This window comes from Ectothiorhodospira lacustris (assembly GCF_022227845.1).
GTDB lineage: Bacteria > Pseudomonadota > Gammaproteobacteria > Ectothiorhodospirales > Ectothiorhodospiraceae > Ectothiorhodospira > Ectothiorhodospira lacustris.
The window spans coordinates 1-17,344 of the sequence record NZ_JAJNQN010000023.1; the positions used below are offsets into that span (position 1 = coordinate 1).

The following is a 17,344-nucleotide window of genomic DNA, read 5'->3' on the forward strand; positions in this document are numbered from 1 at the left end:
TTCCCGCGAAAGCGGGAATCCATTCGCAGACCGTAAACCATGGACTCCCGCTTTCGCGGGAGGTGACGGTGGGGGACTTCCGGGACGCCCGCCTCTGCAAGGAGCGGCGGGGGCGTCTTGTTCAGTGTTTCTCTCAGGCGGTCAAGTCACGATAGCCCAACAGCACGTCGGAGGCCTCGCCCCTGCTGCCGTCGGTCCGCTCAAACTGCCCCTGCTGGGCCACCACGTCATAGGCATTCAGCGCCCGGGCGGTCTGATCATAGCCCAGGTGAATGGCGGCCACGCCCGCCTCCTCCAGGGTCTTGAGCCGCTGGCTGCCGTCCGCACCCATCTGGAACAGGCGCAGACGCTCGAACACGCTGTCCTGGGCGTTGATCACGCCGTCGCCGTTATCATCGAACTTGGCCAGCTCCTCGAAGCCGTGGGCGGCACCGTGCTGATCCCCGAACAGTTCCCGGCCATCATCAATGACACCGTTGTCGTTGCGGTCCAGGGCCAGGAACCAGCTGTTGCCGGCGACGAAGCTGACCTGCTCCTGCCGCCCGTCGCCGGTGATGTCGAAGCGCGCACCGCGATCCACCCCGGTGGTGGTGATGCCCTCGCCGCCCAGGTCCAGCACCAAGGGATCGGCCTGCTGCGGCGCCCCGCCCAGACTGATCTGCAGACGCTCCATGCGCACGGATTCAAAGCGGATGCGCACCGCCTCGCCGGTCTCTGTGCCCCGGATGTTCACGTCCAGCCGGGAGACGCCCAGTTGCTGCCACTGGAGTTCCACACCACGGTCGGGGGCCGCCCCGGACGCGGGTGACCCGGAGGGAGATGCCGGCTCGGAGGAAGAAGATGAGGCCTCCGGGGAAGCACCGGCCCCGGCTTCGAGCTTCGGCTGATCCCGCAACAGAACCTGCCGAATGATGCGATAGTCCTGATGTTCGTTGAGCCGGGTTTCCTTGTCGGCCAGGACACCTGCGGCCTCCCCGTCCGGCACGGCCGGCACCGGCGCGGCAGATCGGGTGGTGGGCTGAAGGACGGGAGTGGAGACGGGCGGGATCATGGACCACCTGTGCCGGATACTATGGGCCTGATGGGTTTATCGGCAGGCATGGGTGAGACTTTAGGGATAATCCGAACCCGTCATTCCCGCGCCAGCGGGAATCCATTCGCAGACCGTAAACCATGGACTCCCACCTTCGCGGGAGTGACGGTGGAAAACTTGCCGAGACGCCCGTCTTCGCGGGAGTGACAATGGGGAACTTGCCGAAACGCCCACCTTCGCGGGAATGACGGCGAGGGGCCTGCTCAGCATTTCCCTGGAGGATTACAAAAGGTAACCGGGTGCGGCACACTTGAGACCGAACCTTGCCGCCGCAAGATGGAATCCCATGCTCTCTGCCCAGCCTCCCCCCCCTCTGACCCTGTATGTGCACATCCCCTGGTGTGTGCGCAAGTGCCCCTACTGCGACTTCAACTCCCATGCCGCCGACAAGATTCCCGAACAGGCCTATGTGGAGGCCCTGATCACGGACCTGGAGACGGAACTGCCCATGGTCTGGGGACGGTGCATCGACAGCATCTTCATCGGCGGCGGCACCCCCAGCCTGCTGAGTCCCGAGGCCGTCGAACACCTGCTGTCGGCGATCCGTGCCCGCCTCATCTGCCGTCCCTATGCGGAGATCACCCTGGAAGCCAACCCCGGCACCGTGGAGCAGGCCCGGTTCGAGGGCTACCGGGCGGCGGGGGTGAACCGCCTGTCCATGGGTATCCAGAGCTTTGACGATGCCCTGCTCGGGGCTCTGGGCCGCATCCACACGGGACGGGAGGCCCGAGCGGCGGTGGCGACGGCACGGGCGGCGGGATTCGAGAATCTGAACCTGGACCTGATGTTCGGCCTACCCGGCCAGACGGTGGCCCAGGCCATGGCCGACCTGGACACGGCCCTGGATCTGGGGCCGGAACATCTGAGCTGGTATGAACTGACCCTGGAGCCCAACACGGCCTTTGCCGCCGCGCCCCCCGCCCTGCCCGACGAGGACACCCAGTGGGCCATGATGACCGAAGGTCAGGCCCGCCTGGCATCCCGGGGGTTTGTGCACTACGAGGTCTCAGCCTATGCCGGGAATGGGCGACAGTGCCGACACAATCTCAACTATTGGCGGTTCGGGGATTATCTGGGCATCGGCGCCGGGGCCCACGGCAAGCTCACGCTACCGGCGGAGGGACGCATCCTGCGTCGATGGCGTCACCGCCAGCCCGCAGCCTTCATGGCGGGGGCACGGGCCGGGCGGGCGCTGAACGGCGAGCGGATACTGGGTCCGCAGGAGACGGCATTCGAGTTCATGCTCAATGGCCTGCGACTGGTGGAGGGCGTGCCGTCAACCCTGTTCACCCGCCATACGGGCTTGGGGCTGGAGGCCCTGGAACCGGCAAGGTCGGAGGCGGTGGCCCGGGGACTGCTGGAAGATGACCCGGCACGTTTGGTGGCAACCGCAACCGGGCGGCAATTCCTGAACGATCTGGTGGCCCTGTTCCTGCCTGCAGAAGGGCCGGGCGAAAAGGATTGAGGGGGAGGGAGAGCGACGGAAACAACGGCATCAATCCGCCGGTTTCTTCGGCACCCACACCATCACCTTCTCCACCAGCCCCATGTCCAGCGCCGCCTCGGCAGTGAACTCGCCGGCGTAGGCGGCCTCTTCCTGGTTCAGGTCGTAGCAGTTGGCGCCGGTGATGTCCATGAGTACCGCCGGGATGCCGGCGGCACGAAAGGCGTGGATACGCTTCTGATAAAAATCCCGACAGCACATCCCTACATAGGCCGACTCACCCTCCGCCTGCATCCGCTCCAGCACCTGGCACAGATGCTCGTAGCGGGTGATGGTCACCACCTTCATGCCCCGCTCCCGGGCCAGACGATAGGCCTCCCCCACATCGCAACCGCCACACTCGGGACAGGCGTCCTCGTGGCGCCAGTCGCACCAGGCAGGTTTGGCACAGTAAGGTACCAGCAGGACCGAGGCCCGGCCAAGGATATCCTTCACCTCTTCCACGCCGCCGGGCCGATGCACCATGAGGCGGTTGGCCTGCCCCGCACTCAGACCCAGCCCCTGTTCGGCACGCCGCCCCAGGGCCAGACGCAGCAGCCGGCACAATTCATCGGGACCGAATCCCGGGAGCTGGACGTCCTCGGCCCGCAGACGGCGGATCATGCGCACTTCAGCCGCTGCCATGGGCGCACCGGCCAGGGTCTCGGCCAGGGAGAGAAACAGATCGGGCGGCGCCACATGCACCGCGCCGGAGAATTGGGCCGCCCGGATCATCCGGCCGGTGTCGTCCGGCACCAGGCGCAACTGCAGGATCCCCCCGGGCGTAGGCAGGAAGGCCTGCCAGCTTTCATCCGCCGTTGCCGACCAGTCCTCATCCAGGGCGGGGTCCACGGATGGCGGCGGCCATGATCCCTGCGCCTGTTCCTGCACCAGGTCCGGCACGCCCTCGATGGCCGTCAGTGCCAGTTCCCCGAGCAGGGAGCGGGCGGCGGCCGCCTTCAGGGCTTCCATGTCCGGATCCGTGACCGGCAGTTCCCCCAGGGTGATGAAACGATTGCGGGCACTGAGAATGCCCTGGGCGCTGAGCTTTTCCCGGGGCGCCCGCAACACCTTGAGCAGGACTTCCGTATCCAGGGTTTCCAGGATCACAGCCTGGTAGAGGATGGCCTCGGCCTCAATGGCCAGAAAACCCGCCCCCAGCTTGCGCCCGGACACTTCCAGGTCATTGGGAAAGGTGGTATGGGCGGGAATGCCCAGGTCCACCAGGGCGCGCACCAGGGCCCGGTTGAGCCGGGCCATCAGCGCCGTCAGGGTATCGCCCTCCCCCAGCCAGCGGCGGGGCAGGGTCAGACTCAGGCAGCACTGGCCCGGGGCCAGATAAAGGGCACCACCGCCGGTGAGCCGACGCACCACGGGAATACCCGCCTGGTCACAGTAGGCGATGCGCACCCCGTGACAGACGGCCTCGTGACGACCCAGGCTCGCGGTGGGTTCATAACGGTGGAATCGCAGCCGGGCCTCGTCGGCCGCCACGGAACCCGCCAGATGGCGATGGTCCCGAGCCACCTGCTCGATCCCCGGCGCGATGCCCTCGGTCCAGACCCGGCAGGGCCGAACCGTCATGCCGATACACTCTCCCGCCAGTTCATGCCGGCGTCACCTTCCCAGTAGCCGTCACAGAAACGGGGGAACAGGGGCTTCATGGCGTCCAGGGCCTGGCGCGGGGTGAGGCTGCCGTCGATGCAGCCACGGAAGGCTCTGGCCACGGCCTCAGTACCTTCCGGTTCCGGTGAGACACGGACCACGTCGATCCCCATGGCCCGCAGCTCGGGCATGACCCCGATGAGGTTGTTGGGGTCGGCGGACTGCAGCTGGATGCCGTTGATGGTGAGGAAGCCGCTGCCGTCCTGGGTCGCCAGGGGCAGGCCCGCCGGATAGTCCAGGCAGGCCAGCTCGCAGCTGTCCTTGGGCAGGTTGCGGGCACGGGCGGTGAAGCAGCGAGCGGAGAAGGCCAGAGGCAGACGACCGAACACCAGTACCTCGGTTTCCAGCCCGTCGGGCCGGGCCTTGTGCATGCCTTCCAGGATATGCCGGGACAGCTCCACGGGCATCACCCAGCGCACGGCACCGATGTCGCGCAACTCGCGCAGGGTACCGGGATTGTAGGTGTTGATGTTGGGGCCGGCGACGAAAGGCTTGCCCTGGGACAGACCCAGGGAAGTGGCATCGTTGGCCTCGATCATGAAGCGCCCGTTCTGTACCAGACGCTCCAGGGCCAGGCGCTCGGATTCCGCCTCCATCAGGGCCAGGGTGGACATGACCACGGTCTTGCCGGCGGCCGCCAGACGGTCGGCCACCTCCAGCCAGTCGGCGGCGCGCAGTTCACGACGCTTGGAACAGACCGTCTCGCCCAGGTAGACGATGTCCACCGGCCACTGTTCGACGGCGGCGTAGAATTCCATGACCCGCTCGCGGGGCCAGTAATACTGAATGGGTCCCAGGGAAAGTTTCATTGCCAGGCTCTGTGCAAGGCACCCAGGGTCTGGGTGCGTCCTTCGGACATGCCGGCGAGCTGGGAGGCCCATTCCGGCCGCGGGGTATAGGCATCGGGGTTGGCGTGACAGGCATCCAGGGCCTGGCGCATGACGCGCGTGGCCTGGCCCACATAGGCGGGGCTGCGCTGACGGCCTTCCAGCTTGATGGCCTTGACGCCGATCTTGAGCAGATCGGACAGGATGTCCAGGGTGCTCAGGCTGGTGGGTTCCTCAATGGCATAGATGGTGTCGTCGCAGTTGCCCACCTGATAGCGGCCCTTGCAGATGACCGGATAGCCGGCGCTCTCGCCCGGCTTGAAGGTATCGATGAGCACGCCGTTCAGACGCGCCTCGCGGCCACGGCCAGTCTCGATCCAGCGCACCGCGTGAGCGGGGGAGCAGGCCCCCTTGGTATTGGGGGAGTCGCCGGTGGCATAGGAGGACAGCATGCAGCGGCCCTCCACCATTACGCAGAGGCTGCCGAAGCCGAACACCTCGATGTCCAGCTTGGCCCGCTCGATCACCTGGGACACCTGGGACATGGACAGTACCCGGGGCAGCACCGCCCGTACCACGCCGTAGCGCTCATGGTAGAAGTTCAGGGCATCGGCGGTGGTGGCGGACCCCTGAACCGACAGGTGCAGGGTGAGGTCCTGGTGGGTATCGGCGGCGTAGCGCAGCAGGCCCATGTCGGCGAGGATGACGGCATTTACGCCCTCCTCGGCGGCCACATCCACCGCTTGGGTGGCGGCGGCCCAGATATCCGGCTGGGGATAGGTATTGAGGGCCATGTAGACCTTCACGCCCTTGCCCCGGGCATAGGCAATGCCCTTTTGCAGGGCCTTGCGATCAAAATTCAGGCCCGGGAAGTTACGGGCATTGGTCTCGCCGCGCAGGCTCAGATAAACGGCATCGGCGCCGTTGTCCACGGCTGCCCGGAGCGCCGGGAAGCCGCCCGCCGGACAGACCAGCTCCATACGATCTGGGTTCATCAACAACTCTCCTGGGTTCCTGGAAGGTGACTGTCTGAATGTAAGGGACGCGCACCCTGCCGGGTCCCTCGCCGTGTCAGCTCCTGTTCGATGGCGTTGATCACCGTCCACTTGCTGCCGCACCAGTCCGGTGCCAGCAGCAGGGGCTTGCGGGCCGTGGCGGTCAGGCGATGGAACACCACCTCAGGCGGGGTCATCTCGATCATGTCCACCGCCGTGTTCACGTATTCGTTCAGGGTCCAGGGCCGGTATTCACCGGCCCGCCACTGGCGGGACAGGCGGGTACCCCGGACCACATGCAGGGGGTGAAGCTTGAGGCCATCGGTGCCTTCATTCAAGACCCGGGAGAGGGTTTCCCGCTGATGCCAGGGGGTCTCGCCGGGCAGGCCGATGATCAGGTGGGTGCAGACGGACAGGCCCCGGCCGCGGGCACGCCGGACGGCGTCCTGATATTCGGCAAAGCCGTGACCCCGGTTGACCCGAACCAGGGTCTCGTCGAAGGCGGACTGCAGGCCCAGCTCCAGCCACAGGGTATGGCCCTGTTCCTGGTAGGACACCAAGAGATCCAGCACCTCGTCGGGCACGCAATCGGGCCGGGTACCGATGGACAGCCCCACCACTCCCGGCTGCTCCAGGGCGGCATCGTAGAGGGCCTTGAGGCGGGTGACCTCGGCATAGGTGTTGGTATAGGCCTGAAAATAGGCCAGATGCAGGCGCGCACCGGTGCGCCGGGCCACCACGTCCCTGCCCTCCGCCAGCTGTCGGCGCACGGCGCCGCCGTCCTGCCCCTGGGGGGCGAAACTGGCGTTGTTGCAGAAGCTGCAGCCACCACGGCCCTTGGTGCCGTCCATGTTCGGGCAGATGAAACCGGCGCTCACGGTGAGCTTGTGCACCCGCTGGCCATACCGTGCCCGCAGGTGGCTGCCCAGGGTGTTGACGTGGTCGGTGAGGGTGGACATGGTCAGCCCACCTGGTCCAGGAAGCGGCGACGGAAATCCACCCCCAGTTCCCGGGCAAGGCCTTCACAGGCCTCGATGTCCACCCCCGGCAGGCCGTCGACGGCGGTGACGGTGACCTGGGGGACATGGGCGCGGGCGGCACGGACGAAATCCAGCACGGCCGGATAGGCGCCGGGCAGCTTGGGCCGGCAGTGCCGCTCGTAGGTGAAGGCGTCCTGGGCATTGAGGGAGACGGACAGGGCATCGATGCAGCCGGCCATCTCCGGGGTCACGTCCCGACCGTGGACCAGATTGGCCAGGCCGTCGGTGTTGATGCGGATGGCGGGTGCGCCCCGGGCCTTGAGCTGCCGGGCCACGGCCAGGATGGCGTCCAGCCGCAGGGTGGGTTCGCCCAGACCACAGAAGACCACGGCCTCGTGATCCTTCGGATCACCCACCGCATCCAGCATCTGCGCCACCGTGGGTTCCTGGTACAGCCGCAGGGGGTACCCCTGCACCGCCCAGGTCTTGTTGAACTTGGGGCAAAAGGCGCAGCGCAGGGTGCAGCGGTTGGTGACGTTCAGGTAACGGCGGTTGTGTAGGCTGTAGCCCACCACGGGGTCTGCGTGGTGGTCGGCCGTCTGTTGCTGCATCTTCAAGCTACCTCTTGGCTTGCGGCCCGGGGTCGGGGCCGCGACCCGACGCCCGAAACCGCGGCGTGGGCTCGCCGGGAAAGCCGCCATTAAACATGAATTGGCGGGCGCTGTCATGCCCTGGAATCAGTCTTGGCCGGTGCCGCCGGTCAACCTCGCCATTCGCGGCCGGGGGCCGCTCAGGTCTTGGGCAACGTCACGCCCCGCTGCCCCTGGTACTTGCCGCCCCGGTCCTTGTAGGAGGTCTCGCAGACCTCGTCGGACTCCAGGAACAACATCTGCGCCACCCCTTCATTGGCATAGATCCGCGCCGGCAGGGGGGTGGTATTGGAAAACTCCAGGGTCACATGTCCCTCCCACTCCGGCTCCAGAGGGGTAACATTCACAATGATGCCGCAGCGGGCATAGGTGCTCTTGCCCAGACAGATGGTCAGCACATTGCGAGGAATCCGGAAATACTCCACCGTCCGCGCCAGGGCGAAGGAGTTGGGGGGGATGATGCAGACATCCGACTTCACGTCCACGAAACTGCGTTCGTCGAAAGACTTGGGGTCCACGATGGTGGAGTTGATGTTGGTGAACACCTTGAATTCGTCGGCGCAGCGCACGTCATAGCCGTAGCTGGAGGTGCCGTAGGAGATGATGCGCTCCTCCCCGGCATACCTCACCTGTCCCGGCTCGAAGGGTTCGATCATGCCCTGCGCCGCCATGCGGCGGATCCACTTGTCCGATTTGATCGACATGAAACGACCTGCCTTTTACTGGATGACGATGTTGGGGAACTTGGCGCTGTAGTCCCGGGCCTGGGCGGCCAGGCGTGCGGCGGTGCGGCGGGCGATCTCCCGGTAGATCTCGGCGATGCGGCTGTCGGGCTGGGCGATCACGGTGGGGCGGCCGCCGTCGGCCTGCTCACGGATCTGGATATCCAGCGGCAGGGCGCCGAGGAACTCCACGCCGTAGTCCCGGGCCATGCGCTCACCGCCGCCCTGGCCGAAGATGTATTCCTCGTGACCGCAATTGGAGCAGATGTGGATGCTCATGTTCTCCACCACGCCCAGCACCGGCACGTCCACCTTCTCGAACATCTTCAGACCCTTGCGGGCATCCAGCAGGGCGATGTCCTGGGGGGTGGTGACGATGACGGCACCGCTCACCGGGATCTTCTGGGCCAGGGTGAGCTGGGTGTCGCCGGTGCCCGGCGGCAGGTCGATGACCAGATAATCCAGCGCCTTCCAGTTGGTGTCCCGCAGCAACTGCTCCAGGGCCTGGGTGACCATGGGGCCACGCCAGATCATCGGCGTGTCCTCGTCGATGAGAAAGCCGATGGACATGGCCTGGATACCGTGGTTTTCCATCGGCTCCATAGTCTTGCCGTCGCGCGTCTCCGGCTTGCCGGAAATGCCCAGCATGCGGGGCTGGCTGGGGCCGTAGATATCGGCGTCCAGGAGGCCCACGCTGGCCCCCTCGCCCGCCAGGGCCAGGGCCAGGTTGGCGGCGGTAGTGGACTTGCCCACCCCACCCTTGCCGGAGGCCACGGCGATGATGTTCTTGATCCCCTGAAGGGGTTTGAGGTTTTTCTGTACCGCATGGGAGACGATGCGGGTCTCCACCTGCACCGCCACCGCGCCGACACCCTCGATGCGCCCCACCCGTTCCGTCACGGCCTGCGTAAGCGCACCGTGCCAGCCGGCGGCGGCATAGCCCAGGGTCAGCTGGATACTGACCTTGTCGCCTTCCACCTGGATATCCTTGACGGCCTTGGCGGACATCAGGTCCTTGTCCATGTAGGGATCCTGGATCTCCTTGAGAGCCGTTTCAACCTGCGCGCGGGACACCTGGGACATCAAGCCTTCCTCGGGGTTTCAGAGTGTAATCCTGGGATTCTACACCAAGGGACTCGGGAAGACTGAATCGCCTTGGAGTATCATTTCTCCATGAAGACCCCCGAACTCCTCGCCCCCGCCGGCACCCTGAAAAACCTGCACTATGCCCTGGCCTATGGTGCCGATGCGGTATACGCCGGCCTGCCCCGCTACTCCCTGCGGGTGCGCAACAATGACTTTTCCACCCTGGAGCAACTGCAGGCCGGGATCGAGGCCACTCACGCCGCGGGCCGACGCTTTTTCCTGGCCACCAACATTGCCGCCCATCCCGCCAAGGTGCAGACCTTCCTCAGGGACCTGAGTCCGGTGGTGGCCCTGGCGCCGGATGCCCTGATCATGTCGGACCCGGGCCTGATCCTGATGGTGCGGGAGACCTGGCCGGAGATCCCGGTGCACCTGTCGGTGCAGGCCAACACAGTGAACCAGGCCTCGGTTCGCTTCTGGCAGGGGCTGGGTCTGTCTCGGGTGATCCTGTCCCGGGAGCTGTCCCTGGAGGAGATCAGCCGCATCCGTCAGGACTGCCCGGACATGGAACTGGAGGTGATGGTGCACGGGGCCATGTGCATCGCCTATTCCGGGCGCTGCCTGCTGTCGGGCTACTTCAATCACCGGGATGCCAATCAGGGGGCCTGCACCAATTCCTGTCGGTGGCGCTACCGCCTGCACCCCGCCCGGACCGATGCCACCGGGGACCTGCAGCCGGTCGAGGAGGCAACCGGAGGACGTCATCCCCTGGCAAACAAGGCATTCCTGCTGGAGGAAGGGGAACGGCCCGGACAGCTCATGCCGGTGGAGGAGGATGAACACGGCACCTATATCCTCAATTCCATGGACCTGCGGGCGGTGGAGCATGTACAGCGGCTGGCCCGGATCGGGGTGGATGCCCTGAAGATCGAGGGCCGGACCAAGTCCCACTATTACGCTGCCCGCACCACCCAGGTGTATCGCCGCGCCATCGACGATGCGGCGGCGGGACGAGACTTCGATCCGCGATTGCTGGATCATCTGGAAGGACTGGCCAACCGGGGCTATACGGACGGCTTCCTGACCCGGGCACGGGACCGGACGGCGCAGAATTACGCCCGGGGACATTCGGAATCCTCCCGGCAGCTGTTCGTGGGGGAGATCCTGGGTTTTGACCCCGACACCGGACTGGCGGAGGTCGAGGTGAAAAACAAGTTCGCGGTGGGAGATCGCCTGGAGGTGATGACCCCGGCGGGCAGTCGCGAACTGGTCCTGGGAGCCCTGTTCAGCCTCGCGGGAGACGCGATGCCGGAGGCACCGGGTGCGGGCTACCGGGTCCGGATCCCCCTGCCCGAGGGGAATTACGACCTGGGCCTGGTGGTACGGTACATGGACCTGCAGACGCCCCAAGCACCTTGCGACGCCTTCTCCTCCCAGTCCTGATCCTGCTGGCCGCGGGCCTGTCCGGCCCGGCCCTGGCCCTGGACGGCCTGCGCCTGGGCATCGGGGACATCCAGGGTGAGGGCTGGTCCATGGAAGGTGTCAGCCTGGACCTGAGCCTGGGGCAGCGGGATGCCCTGGACCTCCAGGTGGAACGCCTCCGGCTCCCGGAACCACTGGGGACATTGCGACAGGTCCGGCTGCACTGCCAGGGCGGCGGGCTGGACAACATCACCCTGGACTGCCCCCAGGTCCGGGTGATGTGGCGCCACCCGGACCTGGGACAGGGCACCGGCACGGGCCGCATGACCCTGCGCCTGGACGGACGTCTGGACCTGGATCTGACCCTCACCCTGGAATCGATGGGCCGGTTCCAGGTGCGTCTGCTGCAGGGTCCTGAGCAATGGCAGGCCACGATGACCCTGCAGAACCTGCCCGCAGAGGGGCTGCTGCCCCTGATCATGACTCTGTCTCCTTCCACTCAGGATTCCCCCCTGGATGGTGCCCTGTTGCGGGGCGCCCTGTCCGGCCGCCTCCGGGCGGCCGGTGGTGATGACGGTCTGCAGCATCTTTCTGCCCGAGTGTCCTGGCGATCCGGCGCCTTTGCCGGGGCCGACGGCATGCTGGCGGGGGAAGACCTGTCCGTGGACCTTGAGCTGGAGGCCCGGCAACAGGCCGGGCGCTGGCAGGGTCGGCTGGACCTGGCGTGGACCGAAGGAGGCGGCTACGTCCATCCGGTCTACGCCGAGGCCTCCCGCGAGGCCCCCGGCCGACTGGGGCTGTCCTTTCGCGGAGCCTCGGAATCCGGCGATCTGCAGGTGGAGCAGCTGGACCTGACCTGGGGAGAGGCACTGCAGGTGGTGGGCAGGCTGCGCCTGGATACCCGGCAGGCTCAGCCCCTGCGGGAGGCCGACCTGATCCTGAGCCGGGGGCGCCTCCCGGTCCTCTATGAGACCTTTCTCCAGCCCTTCCTCTACGGCACGGTACTGGAAGACCTGGAGACCCTGGGGTTGGTCTCGGCCCTGCTGCAGGTCAGGGAGGGCGAGTTATCCCGAGCGGTGCTGACCGCCGTGGACGTGCATCTGGATGACCGCCTGGGCCGCCTGGGCCTCTACGGCATGGACGGCCGTTTCCTGTGGGCTGCAGAGGAAACCCCGCCCGCCAGCAGCCTGGGCTTTTTGGGCGGGCATGTCTACGGCATCCCCCTGGGAAACGCCCGCCTGCGCCTGCAACTGGAGCAGGACGGCCTGCGCCTGCTGGAGCCGGCCCGGATACCCATCCTGGACGGGGCGCTGGAGGTGGAGACACTCAAGGCACAGTCCCTCTCCGGCGGTGACCCGGTGGTGGTGTTCGATGGCCGGATCACCCCCATCGCCATGGAACTGCTGGCCGCCGCGGTGGACCGCCCCCTGTTCACGGGCACCCTGGCCGGGGTCATCCCCCAGGTGCGTTACCAGGGGGGCGAACTGAGTGTCGGCGGGCGACTCCTGATCCATGCCTTCGACGGGCTGATCATGATGCGCAACCTGCGTCTGCAAGACCCCTTCGGGGTGGCACCGGTGCTGTCCGGCGACATGGACATCAACCATCTGGACCTGGCTGCCCTCACCGGCACCTTTGCCTTCGGCAGGATCGAGGGACGGCTGCAGGGTCATGTGCATGACCTGGTGCTGGTGAACTGGGAACCGGTCCACTTCGACGCCGCCCTGTACACCCCGCTGGAAGGCACGTTCCGGCGCCGCATCAGCCAGCGGGCGGTGGACAATCTGGTGAGTCTGGGCGGCGGGGTGGGCGGGGTGCTGGGCACCGGCTTCCTGCGCTTCTTCGAGTCCTTCGCTTACCGGCAGCTGGGCCTGTCCTGCCGATTGCGGGGAGACGTGTGCGAGATGAGCGGAGTGGCGCCGGCGCCCACGGGGGGGTACTTCATCGTCCAGGGGGCGGGGCTGCCACGGATTCAGGTGGTGGGCTTCACCCGTCAGGTGGCATGGCGGGATCTGGTGCACCGGCTGGTGGGCGCCGTGCAGTCCGGTGAGTTCTCGACGAACGCCGACGATTGAAACCAGTGCTCAGCGATACCTGAACCGATACCAGACCATGCCCAGATACTCATGCAGGGCAAAACGGGTGCGCTCCAGGGCCGCTGACTGGGGAATCAGGCCGCGCCCGTCGAACCCGGCCGCCGCCTGCTGATCCGGGCGGCGGGAATAGGTGGGCATGGCGGACACGGTCAACCCCGTCTGCTCGAAGCACCAGCGGGCCCGGGGCACATGCACGGCGTGAGTGACCAGAACGGCGTGCTCGATCCCCTCGGCCCGCAGCAACTCGGCGCTGAACAAGGCATTCTCACAGGTGTTGCGACTTCGATCCTCCACCCAGCGTACGGGGACGCCCCATTCCTCGGTGAGCACCTGCTGCATCAGCTCCGCCTCGCTCAGAGGTTCATCGCCCCCCACCCGACCGCCACTGACCAGGATCGGCAGACCGGTTTGCCGGTGCACCCAGGCACCGTACCTGGCCCGTTCCAGGGAAAAGTGGTTCACCGTGTCGGCGCCGTATTCGGGGGCATCCACTCGCCGCCCCCCAGCCAGGATGATGATGACGCGGGCCGGGGCCGGGGCGACCTCCACGGCCCGGGCACGCTCTTCCAGGGCGCCGGTCAGGGCATGGGACACCATCGGCAGTGAGGCCACGTAAAGGAGCAACAAGCCCAGCACGACCAGCCCCCTCCCCATCCATGTGCGCCGGAACAACAACCCCGTCACCACGAGGATCAAGGGGCTTGCGGGGGGCATCAGCAACAGTTCCAGAGCCATGCGTCTCTCCGCGGACTTGGCAGGCAATCGGGCCGACGACCGGCAGCGGGTCCGCTTCGGCATCGGCGATAGGACACGGTATGATCGGTACAAGCATTTTGCAAACGGAGCGCTTACCCATGACTGCTGTCATCGACCCCGGCCGTCGTCGCGCCCTCAAGACCCTGGTTGCCGGCGCCCTCGTCCCCGCGCTTTCCGGCTTGCCCGGCCCGGCCGGCGCGGCCCATGCACCTCGCGTCGGCCTCGCGCTGGGAAGCGGTGGCGCCCGTGGCCTGGCCCATGTCCTCGTCTTCGAAGTGCTGGAAGAACTGGGCGTGACCCCGCACCGGATCGCCGGCTCCAGTATCGGCGCCATCATGGGGGCGCTCTACGCGGCGGGCCTGTCGTCCGGAGATATTCACGATGCCATCGACACCCTCACGGTGGCCCACGACGAATCCTGGTTCGATTCCCTGCTGAACCGGGAATGGACCCGCTGGATCAAATTCGTGGAGCCCTTTGGCGCCAAGGGCGGGCTGATGAAATCGGACGCCTTCGTCAAATTTCTCGGCGAGACCGCCGGCGTCAACCGCTTCGAGGAACTCAAGATACCCCTGCAGGTGGTTGCCACCAACTTCTGGGAACGGCGCATGGCGGTCTTTGACAGCGGCGAGATCTGGCCCGCGGTTCAGGGCAGCATGGCCATGCCGGGACTGTTCAGTCCGGTCAGCCTGGGCGACAAGGTTCTGGTGGACGGCGGCCTGACCAATCCCGTCCCCTACGACCTGCTGCTGGAGGATTGCGACATCACCATCGCCGTGGACGTACTGGGCATGCGCGAGCCCGGCAATGGCAGTGACAATGGGGGCGGCAACGGCAACCCGTCCTATTTCGACAACAGCTTCAACACCTTCCAGATCATGCAGTTCTCGATCCTGGAGGAAAAGCTCAGACGGGTCCGGCCGGACATCCTGATCCGACCGAAAATCAGCAATGTGCGGGTACTGGAGTTCCATCGCTTCGAGAGCATCTTCGAACAGTCCCGCCCGGCGACGGATCAGTTGCGGAGTGAACTGAAGACACTGCTCGAAAAGCGCTGAATCCACAACCTGACGAACCCTCATGATCTCCCTCAGACATCGATTGGCCGAATTCGGCTTCATCGCCAACGAGGATTACAGCTATCCGGTGCGATGCCTGCTCTCCGCCCGGGTGGAGCACCTGCGCTGCCTCAACATCGAGGGCACCAGCGGGCGACGCCGTGCGGCCTTCGCCCACGCCCTTGGACAGGCACTGGCTTTCGAGCATATCCTGTACCACGAATACACCCCGCCGCGACCGGAAGCCCCCGTGCGCATCCCGGTCGATCCGGATGAGGAAGGCGCCGGAGAATACCCGGCGGATCCTGTGGACCGGATCCTGGGCGAGGCCTGCGCCCGCAGCGAAGGAGAGCCGGCCCTGCTGATCCTGGACCAGCTCCACCGGGCGCCCTTTGCCGAGCATCTGCGACTGGCGGAATTCATCCGCACCGGGTTCTGGTATGCCGGCGATCTCCCCCTCAAGGCCCATCCGGGTCATCTGCTGATCTTTCTCATCTCCGACGAGCCCCTGTTCCACAGCCTGCGGCAGATGAGTTTCAAGGTCTGGGTGGACCCCGAGGTGCAGGCCCCTGCACTGACACCGGAAGCGCTCGGCCTGCCGCCGCAGGCTCGCACCCTGCTGCAGGCACTCGGGACCCTCTTCGAGGCCCTGCAACTGCATCCCAACCTGAACGAATACGCCCGGGTCATCCACGATATCCATGTCAACGTCAATGACCTGGAAGACCTGCGTCATTCCCTTTACGGCTGGGTGGAGGGCGTGGATCGTGAGCGGTTGATGTCACCGAGCATGACTCACGTCCTGGAGACCCAGCTGGCCGTCATCCGTCACTATCTTCATCCCGGGGAAGCCCCCGCCGACTGGAGCGCCGACGACGACTGACGTCCCGAACCCCGATCCGTTATGATCAGGGACCCTGAACCACTGATTGCCATTGATCAAGTCATGACTCCAGAACAGGTACAAACGCTCATCGCCGCCGGACTGCCCGACGCCCAAGTCACCGTCAGCGGTCAGGAAGGCCATTTCGAGGCCGTGGTCGTCTGCGCGTCCTTCGCCGGACTCAGCCGCCTCAAGCGGGAACAGATGGTCAATGCCACCGTCAGACAGGAAATCACCAGTGGTGCCCTGCACGCCCTGTCCATCCGCCCCATGACCCCTGAGGAATGGGCGCAGAAGCATCCGAACGCCTGATTTCACCGACGCCGCAGAACCTACGGAAACCCCCCATGAAATTCGAGACCCAGGCCATTCACGCCGGCTTCAGCCCCGACCCCACCACCAAGGCCGTGGCCGTGCCCATCTACCAGACCACGTCCTATGCCTTCGACGACACCCAGCATGGGGCGGACCTGTTCGACCTGAAGGTGGCGGGCAACATCTACACCCGCATCATGAACCCCACCACGGACGTCCTGGAAAAGCGCCTGGCCGCCCTGGAAGGCGGGGTGGGCGCCCTGGCCCTGGCCTCGGGCATGGCCGCCATCACCTACGCCATCATGACCATCGCCGAGGCGGGACATAACATCGTCACCACCAGCACCCTTTACGGCGGCACCTACAACCTGTTCGCCCACACCCTGCCCCGTTACGGCATCGAGGTCCGCTTTGCCGCCCCCGGCGACCTGGACGGCATGCGCGCATTGATGGACGACAACACTCGGGCGGTGTTCTGTGAATCCATCGGCAACCCGGCCGGCAACGTGGCCGACCTGCAAGCCCTGGCGGACATGGCCCACGCCCATGGCGTGCCGCTGATCGTGGACAGTACCGTCGCCACCCCCTACCTGTGCCGCCCCTTCGAGCACGGCGCCGACATCGTAGTGCACGCCCTCACCAAGTACATGGGCGGACACGGCACCACCGTGGCCGGAGCCATCGTCGATTCGGGCAACTTCCCCTGGGCCGAGCACAAGGACCGCTTCATTCGCCTGTGCGAACCGGACCGGTCCTACCATGGCGTGGTCTACACCGAGGCCTTCGGTGCCGCCGCCTACATCGGCCGCGCCCGGGTCGTGCCCCTGCGCAACATGGGCGCGGCCCTGTCCCCATTCAACAGTTTCCTGATCCTGCAGGGCATCGAAACCCTCGCGGTGCGTATGGACCGGCACTGCGACAACGCCATGGCGGTGGCCCGTTTCCTCAAGGAACACCCGAACGTGAGCTGGGTACGCTTTGCCGGTCTGGAGGACCATCCGGATCATGCCCTGGCGCAAAAGTATATGGACGGCCGCGCCGCCAGCATCCTGTCCTTCGGCATCAAGGGTGGCCGCGAGGCGGGTGCCCGCTTCATCGACGCCCTGAACCTGGCCGTGCGCCTGGTGAACATCGGCGACACGAAGACCCTGGCCTGCCACCCGGCCACCACCACCCATCGCCAACTGTCGCCGGAAGAGCTGCAAAAGGCCGGTGTTTCCGAGGACATGGTCAGGCTTTCCATTGGCATCGAACACGTGGATGATATCCTTGCAGACCTGGACCAGGCCCTGGCGGCCGCCGGCTGAATGCGG

16 protein-coding genes are annotated in these 17,344 nt (G+C 66.1%); 7 read left to right on the forward strand and 9 right to left on the reverse strand.

The features are described from left to right. Positions 1-133: 133 nt before the first annotated feature. Positions 134-1,051 carry a hypothetical protein gene (locus tag LQ956_RS14105; RefSeq protein ID WP_238622268.1) on the reverse strand — a complete coding sequence of 306 codons (918 nt, stop codon included), beginning with the start codon at positions 1,049-1,051 and terminating at the stop codon, positions 134-136. 328 nt (positions 1,052-1,379) lie between these two features. Here LQ956_RS14105 and hemW point away from each other — a divergent pair, with 328 nt between their 5' ends. After that, positions 1,380-2,558, forward strand: coding sequence for a radical SAM family heme chaperone HemW (hemW, locus tag LQ956_RS14110; RefSeq protein ID WP_238622267.1), 1,179 nt, complete (start codon positions 1,380-1,382; stop codon positions 2,556-2,558). A gap of 30 nt (positions 2,559-2,588) precedes the next feature. Here the strand turns inward: hemW and LQ956_RS14115 are convergent, their stop codons facing one another. The 7 genes from LQ956_RS14115 to apbC all read right to left on the reverse strand — a co-directional run bounded on the left by LQ956_RS14115 (position 2,589) and on the right by apbC (position 9,498). After that, positions 2,589-4,160, reverse strand: coding sequence for a lipoyl protein ligase domain-containing protein (locus tag LQ956_RS14115; RefSeq protein WP_238630279.1), 1,572 nt, complete (start codon positions 4,158-4,160; stop codon positions 2,589-2,591). Beyond that, the gene (gene ubiV / locus LQ956_RS14120; protein WP_238622265.1) at positions 4,157-5,050 is read right to left on the reverse strand and encodes a ubiquinone anaerobic biosynthesis protein UbiV; all 894 of its coding nucleotides are present in this window, start codon (positions 5,048-5,050) and stop codon (positions 4,157-4,159) included. The genes LQ956_RS14115 and ubiV overlap by 4 nt, the downstream gene beginning before the upstream one ends. Then, complete coding sequence (ubiU, locus tag LQ956_RS14125; RefSeq protein WP_430733431.1) at positions 5,047-6,048, reverse strand: ubiquinone anaerobic biosynthesis protein UbiU; 1,002 nt, start codon at positions 6,046-6,048, stop codon at positions 5,047-5,049. The genes ubiV and ubiU overlap by 4 nt, the downstream gene beginning before the upstream one ends. A 14-nt stretch (positions 6,049-6,062) precedes the next feature. Further along, entirely contained in the window at positions 6,063-7,022 is a 960-nt protein-coding gene (gene mnmL, locus LQ956_RS14130) for a tRNA modification radical SAM protein MnmL/YtqA (RefSeq protein ID WP_238622263.1), read from the reverse strand. Positions 7,023-7,024: 2 nt separating this feature from the next. Continuing rightward, positions 7,025-7,654 (reverse strand): TatD family nuclease-associated radical SAM protein, encoded by a 630-nt coding sequence (locus tag LQ956_RS14135; protein WP_238630277.1) that lies wholly within the window; start codon positions 7,652-7,654, stop codon positions 7,025-7,027. A gap of 179 nt (positions 7,655-7,833) precedes the next feature. After that, positions 7,834-8,397, reverse strand: coding sequence for a dCTP deaminase (dcd, locus tag LQ956_RS14140; protein ID WP_200175672.1), 564 nt, complete (start codon positions 8,395-8,397; stop codon positions 7,834-7,836). 15 nt (positions 8,398-8,412) lie between these two features. Beyond that, entirely contained in the window at positions 8,413-9,498 is a 1,086-nt protein-coding gene (apbC, locus tag LQ956_RS14145) for an iron-sulfur cluster carrier protein ApbC (protein WP_238630276.1), read from the reverse strand. A 90-nt stretch (positions 9,499-9,588) separates the two neighbouring features. On the opposite strand from apbC, the gene trhP reads away from it, so the two are divergent. Beyond that, positions 9,589-10,944, forward strand: a complete 1,356-nt coding sequence (trhP, locus tag LQ956_RS14150; RefSeq protein WP_238630275.1) for a prephenate-dependent tRNA uridine(34) hydroxylase TrhP — start codon at positions 9,589-9,591, stop codon at positions 10,942-10,944. Next, positions 10,917-12,998 carry a hypothetical protein gene (locus LQ956_RS14155; protein WP_238622259.1) on the forward strand — a complete coding sequence of 694 codons (2,082 nt, stop codon included), beginning with the start codon at positions 10,917-10,919 and terminating at the stop codon, positions 12,996-12,998. Before trhP ends, LQ956_RS14155 begins: the two co-directional genes overlap by 28 nt. Positions 12,999-13,007: 9 nt before the next feature. Here the strand turns inward: LQ956_RS14155 and LQ956_RS14160 are convergent, their stop codons facing one another. Continuing rightward, positions 13,008-13,754, reverse strand: coding sequence for a YdcF family protein (locus tag LQ956_RS14160; protein WP_238622258.1), 747 nt, complete (start codon positions 13,752-13,754; stop codon positions 13,008-13,010). Between the two features lie 119 nt (positions 13,755-13,873). On the opposite strand from LQ956_RS14160, the gene LQ956_RS14165 reads away from it, so the two are divergent. The 4 genes from LQ956_RS14165 to LQ956_RS14180 all read left to right on the forward strand — a co-directional run bounded on the left by LQ956_RS14165 (position 13,874) and on the right by LQ956_RS14180 (position 17,338). Continuing rightward, positions 13,874-14,833: a patatin-like phospholipase family protein gene (locus LQ956_RS14165; protein WP_238622257.1), complete on the forward strand. Its 960-nt coding sequence runs from the start codon at positions 13,874-13,876 to the stop codon at positions 14,831-14,833. A 22-nt stretch (positions 14,834-14,855) separates the two neighbouring features. Beyond that, a complete protein-coding gene (locus LQ956_RS14170; protein ID WP_238622256.1) occupies positions 14,856-15,716 on the forward strand; it encodes a hypothetical protein in 861 nt (286 codons plus the stop codon). 63 nt (positions 15,717-15,779) lie between these two features. Beyond that, on the forward strand, positions 15,780-16,028 hold the full coding sequence (locus tag LQ956_RS14175) for a BolA family protein (protein ID WP_238622255.1): 249 nt from the start codon (positions 15,780-15,782) through the stop codon (positions 16,026-16,028). A gap of 35 nt (positions 16,029-16,063) precedes the next feature. After that, positions 16,064-17,338 (forward strand): bifunctional O-acetylhomoserine aminocarboxypropyltransferase/cysteine synthase, encoded by a 1,275-nt coding sequence (locus tag LQ956_RS14180; RefSeq protein ID WP_238622254.1) that lies wholly within the window; start codon positions 16,064-16,066, stop codon positions 17,336-17,338. Positions 17,339-17,344: the final 6 nt, after the last annotated feature.

Excerpts from the sequence above, each read along its gene's own strand:
- LQ956_RS14180 (WP_238622254.1), top strand. The coding sequence starts at position 16,064 with ATGAAATTCGAGACCCAGGCCATTCACGCCGGCTTCAGCCCCGACCCC.
- hemW (WP_238622267.1), top strand. The coding sequence starts at position 1,380 with ATGCTCTCTGCCCAGCCTCCCCCCCCTCTGACCCTGTATGTGCACATC.
- LQ956_RS14115 (WP_238630279.1), bottom strand. The coding sequence starts at position 4,160 with ATGACGGTTCGGCCCTGCCGGGTCTGGACCGAGGGCATCGCGCCGGGG.
- LQ956_RS14160 (WP_238622258.1), bottom strand. The coding sequence starts at position 13,754 with ATGGCTCTGGAACTGTTGCTGATGCCCCCCGCAAGCCCCTTGATCCTC.
- mnmL (WP_238622263.1), bottom strand. The coding sequence starts at position 7,022 with ATGTCCACCCTCACCGACCACGTCAACACCCTGGGCAGCCACCTGCGG.
- LQ956_RS14165 (WP_238622257.1), top strand. The coding sequence starts at position 13,874 with ATGACTGCTGTCATCGACCCCGGCCGTCGTCGCGCCCTCAAGACCCTG.
- ubiV (WP_238622265.1), bottom strand. The coding sequence starts at position 5,050 with ATGAAACTTTCCCTGGGACCCATTCAGTATTACTGGCCCCGCGAGCGG.
- LQ956_RS14135 (WP_238630277.1), bottom strand. The coding sequence starts at position 7,654 with ATGCAGCAACAGACGGCCGACCACCACGCAGACCCCGTGGTGGGCTAC.
- ubiU (WP_430733431.1), bottom strand. The coding sequence starts at position 6,048 with ATGGAGCTGGTCTGTCCGGCGGGCGGCTTCCCGGCGCTCCGGGCAGCC.
- trhP (WP_238630275.1), top strand. The coding sequence starts at position 9,589 with ATGAAGACCCCCGAACTCCTCGCCCCCGCCGGCACCCTGAAAAACCTG.
- LQ956_RS14170 (WP_238622256.1), top strand. The coding sequence starts at position 14,856 with ATGATCTCCCTCAGACATCGATTGGCCGAATTCGGCTTCATCGCCAAC.
- apbC (WP_238630276.1), bottom strand. The coding sequence starts at position 9,498 with ATGTCCCAGGTGTCCCGCGCGCAGGTTGAAACGGCTCTCAAGGAGATC.
- LQ956_RS14105 (WP_238622268.1), bottom strand. The coding sequence starts at position 1,051 with ATGATCCCGCCCGTCTCCACTCCCGTCCTTCAGCCCACCACCCGATCT.
- dcd (WP_200175672.1), bottom strand. The coding sequence starts at position 8,397 with ATGTCGATCAAATCGGACAAGTGGATCCGCCGCATGGCGGCGCAGGGC.
- LQ956_RS14175 (WP_238622255.1), top strand. The coding sequence starts at position 15,780 with ATGACTCCAGAACAGGTACAAACGCTCATCGCCGCCGGACTGCCCGAC.